This is a genomic window from Pedobacter sp. BG31, from assembly GCF_042464845.1.
Lineage (GTDB): Bacteria > Bacteroidota > Bacteroidia > Sphingobacteriales > Sphingobacteriaceae > Pedobacter > Pedobacter suwonensis.
This window is the reverse complement of record NZ_JBHNZK010000026.1, coordinates 41,452-55,947: the sequence shown is the minus strand read 5'-3', so window position 1 is coordinate 55,947 and position 14,496 is coordinate 41,452. Positions and strand designations below refer to the sequence as shown.

Annotated in this window: 9 protein-coding genes; 5 read left to right on the top strand and 4 right to left on the bottom strand. The window is 41.8% G+C overall.

Features of this window, described 5'->3' with window-relative positions:
* Window positions 1-132: 132 nt before the first annotated feature.
* Together ACFE6N_RS21640 and ACFE6N_RS21635 are read right to left on the bottom strand one after the other, a co-directional pair.
* Entirely contained in the window at window positions 133-579 is a 447-nt protein-coding gene (locus ACFE6N_RS21640) for a hypothetical protein (protein ID WP_378939958.1), read from the bottom strand.
* Between the two features lie 145 nt (window positions 580-724).
* The gene (locus tag ACFE6N_RS21635; RefSeq protein ID WP_378939957.1) at window positions 725-2,062 is read right to left on the bottom strand and encodes a DUF2268 domain-containing putative Zn-dependent protease; all 1,338 of its coding nucleotides are present in this window, start codon (window positions 2,060-2,062) and stop codon (window positions 725-727) included.
* A gap of 243 nt (window positions 2,063-2,305) precedes the next feature.
* Between ACFE6N_RS21635 and ACFE6N_RS21630 the strand changes: the two genes are divergently transcribed.
* The 3 genes from ACFE6N_RS21630 to ACFE6N_RS21620 all read left to right on the top strand — a co-directional run bounded on the left by ACFE6N_RS21630 (window position 2,306) and on the right by ACFE6N_RS21620 (window position 5,750).
* Window positions 2,306-3,496 (top strand): aspartyl protease family protein, encoded by a 1,191-nt coding sequence (locus ACFE6N_RS21630; RefSeq protein WP_378939956.1) that lies wholly within the window; start codon window positions 2,306-2,308, stop codon window positions 3,494-3,496.
* Window positions 3,497-3,764: 268 nt separating this feature from the next.
* Window positions 3,765-5,294, top strand: coding sequence for a DEAD/DEAH box helicase (locus tag ACFE6N_RS21625; RefSeq protein WP_378939955.1), 1,530 nt, complete (start codon window positions 3,765-3,767; stop codon window positions 5,292-5,294).
* A 27-nt stretch (window positions 5,295-5,321) separates the two neighbouring features.
* Entirely contained in the window at window positions 5,322-5,750 is a 429-nt protein-coding gene (locus ACFE6N_RS21620) for a hypothetical protein (RefSeq protein ID WP_378939954.1), read from the top strand.
* Window positions 5,751-6,098: 348 nt separating this feature from the next.
* On the opposite strand, the gene ACFE6N_RS21615 is transcribed toward ACFE6N_RS21620, so the two are convergent.
* Window positions 6,099-7,373 carry a PepSY-associated TM helix domain-containing protein gene (locus tag ACFE6N_RS21615; RefSeq protein WP_378939953.1) on the bottom strand — a complete coding sequence of 425 codons (1,275 nt, stop codon included), beginning with the start codon at window positions 7,371-7,373 and terminating at the stop codon, window positions 6,099-6,101.
* A gap of 27 nt (window positions 7,374-7,400) precedes the next feature.
* Window positions 7,401-9,890, bottom strand: a complete 2,490-nt coding sequence (locus ACFE6N_RS21610; protein WP_378939952.1) for a TonB-dependent siderophore receptor — start codon at window positions 9,888-9,890, stop codon at window positions 7,401-7,403.
* Between the two features lie 423 nt (window positions 9,891-10,313).
* On the opposite strand from ACFE6N_RS21610, the gene ACFE6N_RS21605 reads away from it, so the two are divergent.
* Window positions 10,314-12,488, top strand: coding sequence for an alpha-galactosidase (locus tag ACFE6N_RS21605; protein WP_378939951.1), 2,175 nt, complete (start codon window positions 10,314-10,316; stop codon window positions 12,486-12,488).
* A gap of 4 nt (window positions 12,489-12,492) precedes the next feature.
* Window positions 12,493-14,493 (top strand): glycoside hydrolase family 97 protein, encoded by a 2,001-nt coding sequence (locus ACFE6N_RS21600; protein WP_378939950.1) that lies wholly within the window; start codon window positions 12,493-12,495, stop codon window positions 14,491-14,493.
* Window positions 14,494-14,496: the final 3 nt, after the last annotated feature.

Here is a 14,496-nt window from a genome sequence, read left to right as displayed (position 1 = left end):
AGAGCTATAAACAAGAGAAAGTAGTAGATAAATTAACGATCTCAGAAGAGCAAAAAACATACTCACAAATTCAATCTGACAATCAGTAAAAACTAACCAACTGTAAGATTAAGTAGTGGCTATTACAACTTATTACTGATCAAACTCAAAATCCATTTCTTTTCCGGATATAAGGTTATACACTACGTTCCCATTTTTAATAATATAAAAAATATCCATCTGCCCTCGTTTATACCGGATATACGCAACCAGGTTTTTGTTTTGTCCATCGAAAGAATTAATACCCCCTCCATCTTTTTTATTTGGCAGATCTAAATCGCGGTAAACATAAACGGAATAGAAATCATAGTCTGGTAAAATCGCAGAATTGATTTTTCTGCTGACTTTATCCCCAAGTAGTGCATAGGTTGATTTTTTATAGAAAAAGTTTCCCCTGATATAAAAATAGTCAATGCGGTTGTCATTTGTTCCTGATTTAAATTGTTGAACATCTGGACTTAAGGGCTTGAGTTCAAAATCTTGTTGCTTGCGGTTGTTGCAGGCGGTGAGTACCAAAAGTAAAATAATCAAATGTTTCATGGTCCGTTTAATTCGTATTGGTCTTTACAATCCTGCCCTGGTCTCAGGTAATATTACTGAACAATATCTTTCTCTGGTAAACCTTTATCTCCGGTTTTAAAAATGAGGATTGATGCGTTATTGATGACAGGGCAAGCTTTACAGCTTATCGAAATTTTAAATCATATTCACTTCTGTCCAAAAATACAAGCGGATTATCGGTCTCAATCATTTCTTTAATGGCCATCTTTTTATCGTCAGACTTGTTATAAAAAGATTCTGCTATTTTATATCCGATTCTATAGCCCAGATCGCCAGGCCTGTTTTTGCTGCTTGCCGCATTGAATAACCAATTCTGGAGATTTTTGGTGCAGAGTTCGCTCTTCATTTCCTGCCACAGTTCCTTTTCGTGTGCAGTTGCATACAGCGAAGCGCGGCTACCAGTTTCCTGATTTCTCTTCATAATCAACACCTCAGAAATAAAACTGGCAACACCCTCTTTAATCACATTTTCAAGTAAAACACACTCACAGGCTGTCGGATTCATTTTTCGCTGTTGGGTATGGATATATTCGTGGGCAATGGTCTCCCTTACAAAATTTAAAACATCTGCCTGATCTGATCGCGCTAATATATCTGATCTTAAATTTTCATTAGTGATTTCTGAAACATCACAATTCTTATCCCCGGCAATCATCTCCAGCCCTATTAACACATAATTGTTGGAAATGGTCCCTCCAGAAGACATTGGTCCGATAGTGATGGCTATCCTGGCCTCCTTTCCATTGGGATATAACGAACGGGTCTGCCTGATGATATCCGATAAGCGTTCCGAATCTGAAAATAACAGGGTGTTTTGACGTACGCTTTCATAAAACTTTTTATATTTTTTAATCCTGTCAGTATAAAATTCGGGCGAAAAATACCTGACTTTTGCAAATTCCTTCAAACCGTTTGTAGCCCGGTCAAGATATTTACTTTGAATAATATTAACGCTGTCGCTATAGGTTTTAGCAGCTTTTAAGGCATCGAATGCTTCCCAGAAGTGCTTGATGTCAATAGTTGAAACATCTTTTGCATTTTCGGGTTCAAGGGCTTTAGCAATTTTTCTTCTCCGCTCCAGCACACTTTTACTTAGCCGGGCCAAATTCATACTGATCACCCCATCTGGTGAAGGTTTTGGAGAGACTGATTTGATGTTGATTTTATAAAGTCCGCCTTTTGCGGGTTCATACTCCAACTTGTCGGTTCCTTTATTTCCGTCGGCAAGATCTGTTGATAAGATTTTTTCACCAGCTTCATCATAGAGATTAATTTCAATATCAATATTTTCCTGATAAACCTTAATCAGATAAACTTCACCCTTCTTAAGCTGTACATTATAGTTTAATTCATTTTTGCCACTAAATGCAGTCTTTTTATCATTCTGCTTAAAATCAACAAAATTCTGCGCATAAGAAACAGCGTGCAGTAAAATAAATAGAACGGTAAATAATTTAAACATGTTTTTATTTTAATAGACACTTCAAAATGTATATCGTTGCAATATTTTAAAAATTACCCGTAGAAATTACTTCGGTAATATGCTTCATCGTTCAATTTAAAATTTATTTATTTTAATATTAATTAAATAATTTGCTCTGCTGAGTTCAGCTATAAATTACTTTTTCAATATTATAAATAAAATGATTTATTTATATAAATTACGCAAAACTGATCTTTTACAATTCACTTGAACTCCCCGGAAATGCCGTCGAAATTTAATGCAGCCCTTATTTTTTTTCTCCTGTTCAATTTAGTGCATTCAGTAACTTTTTCACAGATTATACTTCCTTTTGAATTATATGATAATAAAAGTATTCTGATCAAACTGCCTGCATTGAACGGCAAGGATTCGTTAACTTTCTTTTTTGATACAGGTGCCTCGACCATTTTACTCGATAGCCATGTAGCCGAAAAATTTAATATTAAGGCAGATCTTCACCAGGAGATCCGCGGGGCAGGGGGCATTAAGATGTACCGCTATACTATGGGACAAAAAATTTTTCTAAATGAATCAGTAAGTATTGATCATTTGAATTTTGTTCTTGATGATCTTTCCAGACTTAATGCAACGGTTGGTAGAAAGTTTGATGGTATTATTGGGAATGATATCCTGAGCAATTATTTAACTGTCGTAAATATTACAAAAAGACAAATATTGCTGTATCCTTTTAAAACACAATTGAACACGGCTGATTATAAGACCATAGATTTTGTTCTGGATGATGGAATACCTATCCCACGTTTTGGCATTGATGTGCATTTATTGAATGGGGAAAAGCTTTCCGGAGATATATTGTTTGATAGCGGCGCGGGCCTGGCACTGCTTTTTAATACGCCTTTCCAGCAACAACACGATTTATTAACAAAAATAGGCAAAACTGTTTCGAGTACGCAGAACAGTTTAACCACCAAAAGTGCCACTACACTTGCAGCCATTGCTTCTCTTTCTATTGGTTCATATATTTTCAAAGGGAAACTGCCTGTAAGTATATCGTCAGACGGGGAGGGGGTAAGTGCTTCTAAAAAGTACCTGGGTATATTGGGCAGCCAGATTATACACCGTTTTGATTTTATTTTGGACTATAGTGCCAGGAAACTCTACCTGAAACCAAATTTTTTATATCAACAGGATTTTACTACCGCTGTTGCGCCGTTTAAAATTATTCTGCAGGGAGGGAAGGTGATGATAGACGAAATCATGGAGCAATCTGCAGCCTACCGTTGCGGCCTTCGGAAGGGCCAGGTAATTACTGCAATCAATAAATTGGAATCCAAAGATTTAAAGGACTATCGGAAAATGCTGTTGAATGAAAATAAAGAGGTTGAAGTAAGCTATATTGACAATGACGGGCAAGCCAAAAAATGTGTGTTTAAGATAGAGAAATTATTATAAAGATTCTTATCCAAAGGGGGTTTCCAGACGAAGATATCGGGTTGAGCGCAAATTTTTGCAGCTATCCGTTATGCAAAGGTTATCCGCTCTATCCGGCGTGGCCCCCAATAAGCCAGCTACCGGAAACTTCACCGCTGGTTTGGATAAGATTCCAGGTCATTGCCGAAATAAGATGTGAGGTTTATGCTGAAAATGCTTCCGCGATAAAGGTTTTCGAAAAGGCCGGCTTGTCTTAAAACTTTCAGCCGGTTTCAATGGTTGTAACACCATGCAGATTTTATCCTCAACCGCTGCGCATGGGTCAGCAACAAAATTATATCCCTATCAGCAGTATGCGATAGAAACCCTGTTTGAAAAAATGCAGTCAGGCACTGAGCAGCTACGTCTGCTCTTCCAGTTGCCTACAGGCGGCGGTAAAACGGTTATCTTTTCTGAAATTGCCAATCGTTTTATAAACCAATACGGAAAAAAGGTGATTGTGCTTACACACCGGCAAGAGTTATGCAAACAGACTTCGCTTGCCATGAAAAATGCTGGTGTTTTTAATAAAGTAGTCGATAGCAAAGTTAAACGGATAGCCAAAAAAGATTATTATCACTGTTATGTAGCCATGGTCGAAACCCTTAAACACCGGATCGATGATGGTCTGATTGATACTAAAGGGGTAGGTCTCGTAATTGTTGATGAGGCCCATCACAATTCCTTCCATAAACTGCTTAAAAAATTTCCGTTTGCCAGGATAATAGGGGTTACAGCCACACCTTTTTCGGCAGATGCTGCGCTGCCGATGAAGAGCTTTTACACTGAGCTGGTGCTTGGAGAGCAGATCAATTCGCTGATCGAAAAGGGTTTTCTGGCCAAACCAAAGAGTTTTGCTTATGAAGTAGAACTCAACACGCTGAACAGGGGCATACATGGCGATTTCACGGTGAGCAGCTCTGATGAGCTATATTCATCGAAAGTAATGCTCGATCTTCTGGTTCATGCCTTCAGGGAACATGCCCTTGGAAAAAAGACGTTAATTTTCAATAACGGCATATTTACCTCCAGAAAGGTATTGGAAGTTTTTGAGCAGGCGGGTTATCCCATCCGACATCTGGATAACCACACCGAAAATGCAGAAAGGATTGAAATATTAAAATGGTTTAAAAAGACAAAAGGTGCGATATTAACATCGGTATCTATATTAACTACTGGTTTTGATGAACCGTCTGTGCAGTCGGTTATCCTCAACCGTGCTACCACCTCACTTACACTTTATCACCAGATGATTGGCAGGGGAGCAAGACGTTTGTCCGGTAAAAAGACTTTTAATATTATCGACCTGGGCAATAATGCAGAAAGGTTTGGAGAATGGGATGCTCCGGTGGATTGGCAGCATGTATTCGAAAACCCCGAAATCTATCACCAGATCCTGGCAAAAGCCAGCGACGATATCCATCAGATGCCTGCCGAAATGCGAAACAGGTTTCCCAATAGTACGGAGATTGCATTCGACGTGCTTGCCGCCTATCAAGCCGCCATGGATAAAGGGGAAAAAGCAAAAACCGTGCTCCGCAATTCCATCAGGCAACACGCGTTGATGTGCACTGACAATGCCGACACGGTGAGCAAGGCATTTGAATTGATAACCGAACTGGAGAAAGAAATCGATTGGAGGATAAAACAATACGCGAAATGCCTGGGTTCGGTAACCAAAAACTATATCAAATGGTTGGGCAGCGACTACCGGAGCCGTTTGCATGGCCTGATCGAGAAAATAATGTCGAGGCGGGCGGCAATGCGCACAGCGGTTTAGTCTGTACATAATGAAATGTTTTAAACGATGAAAATTATCATTGCTTTTTTGTTTTTAAGTATACCCGGCCTAACATTTGGCCAAACCGGCAAATGCTACAAGGGCACCATTAATCACAAAATAAAAGTCACCTTCTATTTGGAAGGATTAAATGAAGGAACAAACGCTGATCCCGTTATCGGAAGTTATCAGTATGATAAAGGAAATGGGTACATTTTGTTGAACGGACATAAAAATAATGATGGTGATATCAGTTTGATTGAATTGTCATCCGCAAATTTCACAGGAACTTTTTTGGGTACGTTCAAAAAAAATAAAATCACCGGAAGATGGATTAGTGCCAACCAAAAAGAAGATTATCCGTTTGAATTAACTGAAGTTGTTGCAGATGATAGGCAGTTAAGCGACTTTAAAAATGCGATTTTAAACAAGGCATCAGAATTTAGAAATTATTAATGCCTTAATCTTTTGTTAGTCAATTTCAAGTGCATCACCGTAATTTAGGGTGAGAAAATTTGTCGTTGTTGACTATATAAAAAAAATCTTCAGCGCTGCGTACCGGCCAAACGTAAACGTGGGCTTTATGATGATGATGCACACAGAAAGGCTGCTTGTAACATGCCTGCCCTTTTACCCGGACGACTGCTGTTGAAATAGGCTCAATTTGGCGTGTTGCTGTTCGTAACAGGCTTGATTTAGCCTAAATGATGCCAAAATTATCGCTGTCGCTTTAAAGCGTTAAGTTTTAAGTATGGATTTGTATAAAAAACGAAGCCCCGGCTTTTCAAATCCGGGGCTTCCTGTTTATATTTCCGCAAGTAGTTGTTCCGCTTGTTCCTGATGAATCACGTTAGGCTGTTTCACCAAAATTTTCCCAGGTTTTTTTTTCTTAAACTTCCGGCCATACCATACCAGGAATCCGGTAATCGGTAAACTGGCGCCGATAAGTGAGGCCAGAAAGGCCAGCACCTTGCCAGGGAAGCCTAAAATACTGCCTACATGGATATCGTAATTCATCTTTCTCAGTTTCTGTCCAAAAGAGGCTTGCGCATAAGTTATAGAATAGGCATCTTCCCGCTTCAATTCGTTCAGGCTATGCTGGTCAAACGTGTAACCCTGGCTATTATAAAACTGTCCTTTATTTGGGTACACGGTAATGTTGATGGCAGCCCTGGCATCTGTGGTATCTGCAAAATTATAATAGAATCCCATCGATTTAGGGTGTCGGGTGATGACCTGGCTCCAGGCCATGTCCATCGCTTTTTCCGGTGTATAGCCTTTTCCTTTTAGCGTAGAGTCTGAATCCAGGCGTTTGTATTCTGCCAGCTTATCGCCGCCGGAAGTGACCCAATAAATCCCCTCACTATACCATTTAATGCCGTATACCATTCCGGTAAGGGCTATGGCCAGCAGGAACAACAAAGCATAAAAGCCGAGTACGTTGTGCAGGTCGAGGTTTACCCTTTTAAAAGAGGCGCCCCATTTGATTTTAAAACTTTTATCACGCGTGGACTGATTCCATTTGTTAGGATACCACCAGATCAGCCCGGTAATCAGCAAGACAACGAAAATCAGGGTACCATAGTTGACAATTGGCCGGCCTATTTTAGCCGGCATCCACAGAAAACGGTGTCCATTTAAAATGAACCTGAAGAAATCCGATTCGCCGGGTTTATGCACTTCGGTACTGATCACTTCGCCCGTATAAGGGTTCACTTTCAGGATGGTATTGCCCGTACGGCGATCTTTCAGACCAGCATTGGCGGCCCTCAAATTTAAGTTAATGGCTCTGCCTTGCTGGTAATTGGCGTATGAAGGCACTTTCTCCGGGTAAAGTTTCGCGGCAATCTGCATCAGTTCAGATGGTTTCACCACGGGCTTATCCTGCCAGGCTACTTTTGTTTCCGGTTCCAGCAGCCCGGTAATTTCTTCATTAAATACCCAGATACAACCGGTGAGGCACACGATGAGTACAATGATGCCAGATATTAAACCTAACCACAAGTGCAGCCAATTGTTGATGCGCTTTAAAAGCGTGTCTTTTTGCTTTTTCTTTCCTTGATTTCGTGTCTTGCTCATAGTGCCTGTTTACTGTTTGGATATAGATTATTTAAACCGGTAGGTAATACTTAATCTTGCATTGCGTGGAACCTCATAGATATAGGTATAGTACGATACTGATGTTGCCGTTTCGGTAGCCAGTTTGGTATATGATCCCTGCGTCAGCAGCCTGCGGTCTAACAGATTATTCACTAACGCGGCAATCGTTATTTTACCCTTTTCGTATGAAACGCCTGCATCAAAACGATAATAGGCAGGTAACATTAATGGAACCGAAGTAGATCCGGCATAACGATCCAATTGGATCTGGTATCCCGCACTCAATCCAAAACCGTTCAACAAAGCGCCTTGCTTCTGGTAGCGGTAAGATAACCAGCCATTCGTAATGTGTTTCGAAGAGTTAGGGGTATGCCTGCCTACCAGTTCTGGTTTAGCATCTTCACTTACGGTGGCATCTGTTAGCGCATAATTTAATACCACGTTTAATCCAGGGGTAATTTCTCCATTGATATCCAGTTCAATACCTTTCGATATGATACCACCTAATTGGATCTGGGCATTTGGATTCATCGCCAGGTGTGCCGGATCAAGATCGGCAGTTAACACATTTTTCTTCTTGATGCGGAAGGCAGCTGCGGTGACGTTCCATTTACCATCAAAGAAATCTTTTTTAAGGCCCAGTTCGATATTATTGCCACGGATCGGTTTGAAAGGGTTTCCGGCATAATCCTGACCGGCAACAGGCAGAAAACTTTGGTCGTAGAGGGTATAGGCGCTAAAATCTTTTGCCAGGGTTACACTCAAACCGGCCCTTGGGCTAAAAACATTATCAGAAAGCTGCGTGAGGTTGGTTTTGCCAACTGTTACGGCATGCGTAAAACGGCCGGCAAGTGTTAAACGGACCTTTCCATCCAGCATGCGTAGTTCATCCTGCAGGTAGGCACCGGTATAGGTGAGGTTAGTGGCATATACATTTGATCCCGAACGGTTCTGAATGCTGCGCGAACGATCGAAGACAGGAATACTGGAGAAAGGAACGCCGTAAACAGGATTATAAATGTTAAACGGGGCATCATTCGCCAATGGTATATCGGACTTCGTTACACTGGAAAAATCGCCCCAGGTTTTCAGGTTGCCCATATCAAGTCCGGCCAAAATACGGTGTACAATGGGGCCGGTAGTCAGGTCGCCCATCAGGCTTACCTGGATATTTTTATTAATGGCCAGTTCTTCGCTGATGTTCAGGTAGCGGCGCATATCGCCATTGGCTGCTATTTTGGACGGCCAGGGGGTACCGCCATCTAAACCGTAACGCAGATAGGCCGCCTGGGCATTAATCTTCCAGTCATTATTTAAACGGTGGCTCACATAAACAGTGGCATTGTGGTCATAAAGTTTTGCAGGATCAAGCGCCGGATCGCCAAGAAAGAAACTAGGGTCTGTATCACCAAATCCTTTTGGCGAAAAACCGTAAGAACCTAACGCCTGTGCTTCCACATGCTGCGTCGTATATTCAGCAGTGATCAAGGTATTACTATCCACCTGGTAGCTAATTACGGGAGCAATAATGTATTTATCTGTGTAGTTGTATTTGTTGTAACTATCTTTGGTTTGTGCGGCCACGTTCAGGCGGAACAGTAATCGCCCATCTCGGCTTAACTTACCGTCCAAATCGGCAGCTACGCGGCCCAGGTTGTAACCTCCGCCAGCCACGCTTACCGAACTGCGGTTTTGACCGGTAGGCTTTTTGGTTACCACATTATAAATACCTCCGGGTTCGCCGTTAGCCATCATAAAACCAGAGGGACCTTTTACAAATTCGATGCGATCGATAGTTGCAGCGTCGTCAGCTAATGGCCCCCATGGCATTTTTTGGTTCATACCGTTCCGGAAAGCCGGAATACTGGTGCCACGCATAAAAATATTGGCATATTGGGCATCCCAATGACCTACCCGTAAGGTACCGCTCACATTTCTGGTTACCCCATCAACAATATCAAATACCTGTTGGTCTGCCAGTATTTTGCTGGTCACTACCTGGATATTTTGTGGCACCTCGATCAGGGGGGATTGTAGGCGCAGTGAAGGGGATACTTTATCGACTTTATATCTTTTTTTGTTCGTACTGATTTGTACCTCGTCTAATTCGGAACGGTTTTCTTTCAAAGAGAAATCCGCAATCACGGTACCACGTGAGGAAACCTGTATCTCTTTTTCCTTTGGATACAGGCCAACCGCCGAAACGACCAGGGTATAATTACCAACCGGCACACGCCTGATCTGGTAAAAGCCATCCTCGTCAGTTACCGAGCCATAACGGGTGCCTTTCAACACCACGCTTACATTGGCAGCCACACTACCATCGGCAGTAGTGATCCTTCCTCTTACCACACCGGTTTGTTCATCATTGCGGTTTTCAACAAGGCTATCTGTAGGATTTACGCAATATCCTGTCAGTGGATTACCAGAACTGGCATGAGCTGCAAATATTCCGGTGCAGCACATACCTAAGAATAAAATTTTCTTAAATTGCATTTACTTTTAATTAGATGTTAAAGGTATCCGGGTTAAAATCCGGTAATGCCACACGGAGTTCAGGTCCGCTGTGGCATTTTTTTTTTGCAAAGGTATATTTATTTAGAATAAATCCAAATAGATTTATCGTTTAGAACTAAATCGTTTAATTCCGCTATATAGTTTTTGCATGCCTGGCAATAACGGTATGGATTGACGGTAGCAACCCGTTAGTAAAAACCCTCAGTTTCGTCTGGTCTCTTTAATCGATTATCCTGAAACTTAATTTAATAATTAATCAGATTTTTAAAAGACATAGTTATACGCTATAAGCGCAAGTGTTAAAAAAAGCGCATATTGGTTATTTTGTACAAAACTGAACCATTTCCGTACAAAACTGAACCCCTCTTTATACACAAGTAGCTAGTTTTGGAATCTCCAAATATGAAAGCTATAAATTATGAGATCGACAGGCAGGGTTTTCTGCAGCGTTTCGGTAATCTCCGATTGCAGGTGATATTGATGCCATTTTTTGCAAAGATTAAAAGCAATTTAACAGTGGGACTTTATATTTTTTCACTGCTGCTTTTGCTTTTGGTGGCCTGTTTGCCTTGCGCTGCCCAGGATGGTTGCTACAGTCGTCTGGACCAAGATACCCTGACGATCGGCAATCAATTTATTGAGCGTAAGTTTATCTGGATCAAGGGAAATGTGATTACGCATAGCTTAAGCGACAAAAAAGGCCGAAAAGTTTGGCTTAACAAGCTTAAGAGTCCCGATTTTTACATTCAAGCTGGCAATGCACCTCGAAACGGTCATTATGAAGTGTTGACAAGGAAAGAAGATGCCATTCACATCGCCGAACAGCAAACCATTATTTCTTTTTCTATAGGTAAGCTTGATATCAGGCGGGTTTACCGGATTAATGCGCAAAGCGCTTCAATCGCCTGCGAAACGTATCTAAGAGGGCAGCTAGCCGGTATAGCAGGGGGACAAGGCATCAATGCTGCTGATCAAAAAAATATTGAATTTACAGAGGACATGAAGGTGAATGGTTATACCACAGTTTTAGATCAGTTAAAGCTAGACGGTTTCCATTGGCAGGTTAAGTCGGTCGAATTTTTTGATGTAACCGACTGGAACAACAATCTTGTACAGGAGAATAAGTTTATCCCTTATAGGAAAAAAAGTTACCGGGGCAACCTGCTTTTTTCGCATAACCAGGAAAAAGAGGCCGGTTTTTTCTTCTTAAAGGAAGCCCCGGGGGCTGCTACGCAGCTTGCTTACGGCGGTCAGGATTTTACCACTGAATTTGGACATTTTGCCGTAAACGGATTGGGGCTTTATGCAAGCGATGTTAGTCAGGATGAGTGGCGAAAAGCTTATACGGTGGTGTTAGGCGTTTATAGCGGCCAGGAGTTTAACCAACTAGAGGCCTTACGTGGCTATCAGAAAACCATCCGTAAAAATGAGCCACAGCGAGACGAAATGGTGATGATGAATACCTGGGGTGATCGGAGCCAGGATGCTAAAGTGAATGAAAAGTTTAGCCTGCTGGAACTGGACGCTGCAGCCAAATTGGGTATCACCCATTTTCAGATCGATGACGGATGGCAGCAGGGAAAAAGTCCGAATTCTGCCCTGGCTAAAGGATCTTTTAAAAACATTTGGGATAACCCCAATTATTGGAAACCTGATACGGTAAAATATCCTAACGGCCTTGGTCCGATTGTAAAAAGAGGTAAAGCACTGGGTATAGAAGTTTGCTTATGGTTTAATCCCAGTATTCAGCATGACTATGCAGACTGGGAGAAAGATGCTTCAGCAATGGCCGAACTGTACCGGCTGTACGGAATCAGGACATTTAAAATTGATGGGCTCTCCATTCCCAACAAACAATCAGAAATTAATCTAACCAAAATGTTTAATAAGGTGTTGAGCGAAACAGAAAACCAGGCTGTTTTCAATCTCGATGCTACTGCGGGTCGCAGGGGCGGTTATCATCTTTTTACTGAATATGGCAATATTTTTTTGGAGAACCGTTATACCGACTGGCAAAATTACTATCCTTACTGGACACTCCGCAATTTATGGCAACTTTCTAAATATGTACCACCAGAGAAGTTGCAGATCGAATTTTTAAACAAATGGAGGAATGCAGATAAGTATGGCAGCGATCCATTCGCGCCATCCAGCTATACTTTCGAATATTTATTTGCCATTACCATGGCCGCCCAGCCACTGGCGTGGTTTGAAGGCACAGGCCTACCCAAAGAAGCGTTGCAACTAGGAGAATCGATTGAAAAGTATAAAAAGGTGCAGCACGATTTTCATCAGGGAACCATTTTACCGATTGGTGATGAACCTTCAGGCAAATCATGGACAGGTTTTCAATCTCTTCTGAAAGATAGGGGCTATTTGATGGTGTTCAGGGAAAATACACCTGAAGGAACGGGCATACTGGAAACCTGGTTACCCGAAAAAGTTAAAATACAATTAAAGCCGCTGCTGGGTAACGGGAAGCCGGTGATTCAAACCACTGGTAGAAAAGGAGCTTTGAAAGTAACATTGCCTGCTGTAAATGATTTCGTGATGTACAGCTATACCATTTTAAAATAAACCAATGAAAAACATATTAAATCTTTTCCTTTTAACGTTCCTCAGCATTCCCGCAATCGCCCAGAAGAGGCTTGGTCTCAATTCTCCCGACGGGCGATTGCAGGTGGATGTAAGCATTGCCGACAGTATCCGTTTTCAGCTGGCGCATGATGAAGAAATTGTTCTGAATTCTGGTGCCATAGCCATGAAACTTGGCAATGGAAAAACCTTCGGCATCAAATCTCATTTGAAACAAAGCAAAACCATTACCGTTAAACAGGAAATCCCTGCCCATTTTTATAAAAGAAACCGTATCAGTGATGAATATGCAGAATTGACACTGGAATTTAAGGAAGATTACAAACTGATTTTTCGACTTTACAATGAAGGCATGGCTTACCGTTTTGTATCTACGGCTAAGCAGGATTTTATTGTGAATAAAGAACTGGCCGCTTTCCAGTTCCAAAAAGATTACAAGGCCTACATTCCATATGTAAAAACTAAAGAGAAGACCATTGAGGGCCAATATTTCAATTCGTTTGAAAATACCTACACCTACAGCCCATTGAGTAAAATGGATAAGCTGAAGCTTGCTTTTTCTCCTTTGGTGGTAGAATTGGATCAAGGTAAAAAAGTGTGTCTGGCCGAAGCTGATCTGCAAAGCTACCCGGGTATGTTTCTATTTAATCCTTCCGGAAGAACTGTTCTCGAAGCCAACTTTGCCCCTTATCCAAAATCTATCGTGCAGGGCGGACATAACCAGCTGCAGCAAATCGTCACCGCGCGCCAGCCTTATCTTGCTAAAAGTAAGGCAAAAACAAAATTTCCCTGGCGTATAGCCATTGTCTCCACCAGCGATAAAGCTTTAGCTGACAATGATATGGTTTACAAACTGGCCGAGCCCAGCCGGTTAAAGGATATTTCATGGATAAAACCAGGCAAAGTAGCCTGGGAACGGTGGAATAACTGGGGACTGAGCAAGGTAGACTTTGTTTCAGGTGTGAATACAGAAACCTATAAGGCCTATATCGACTTTGCTGCCAAAAATAAAATTGAATATGTGATCCTGGACGAAGGCTGGGCCGTAAATCTGAAGGCGAGTTTATTTGACGTTGTACCGGAAATCAATCTGAAAGAACTGGTTGCCTATGGGAAAACCAAAAATGTAGATATTATTCTCTGGGCAGGATATTATGCCTTTGCACGCGATCTGGAGGAGGCTTGTAAGCATTATTCCCAGCTGGGCATAAAAGGTTTTAAGATCGATTTCATGGACCGCGATGATCAGGAAATGGTTGATTTTCATTACCGGGCGGCAGAAACGGCAGCAAAATATAAATTGATGGTCGATTTTCACGGAACCTATAAACCTACCGGACTAAACCGGACTTTTCCGAATGTAATTAATTATGAAGCTGTGAACGGTCTGGAGCAGATGAAATGGACCGGTCCGGAGATGGATATGGTTACCTACGATGTAACGATGCCCTTTATCAGGATGATTGCAGGACCGGTAGATTACACACAAGGTGCCATGCGTAATGCTACTAAAAGTAGCCATAGGGGAATAAATGATGAACCCATGAGTCAGGGAACCCGCTGCAGGCAACTGGCAGAATATGTGGTTTTTGAATCGCCCTTAAATATGCTTTGTGATAGTCCGGACAGTTATGCGAAGGAGCAGGAATGTACCGATTTTATCAGCGCTATCCCTACGGTTTGGGATCGTACCATCGTACTTAATGGTGAGATCGGGCAATACATTACCACTGCCCGCCAAAAGGGCAACACCTGGTACCTGGGCGCTTTAACCAATTGGGAGGCACGCAAACTTGATCTTGACCTCAGTTTTCTCGGTAGCGGAGACTATGCAGCAGAAGTTTACCAGGACGGGATTAACGCAAATAAAATCGCTTCCGACTACAAAAAGCAGCGGATGGAGATTCCGGCCGATCGAAAATTATCCATTAACATGGCCCAGGGCGGTGGTTTCGCAATGAAGATTTTTAAAAAACAAACGCCGTGATTT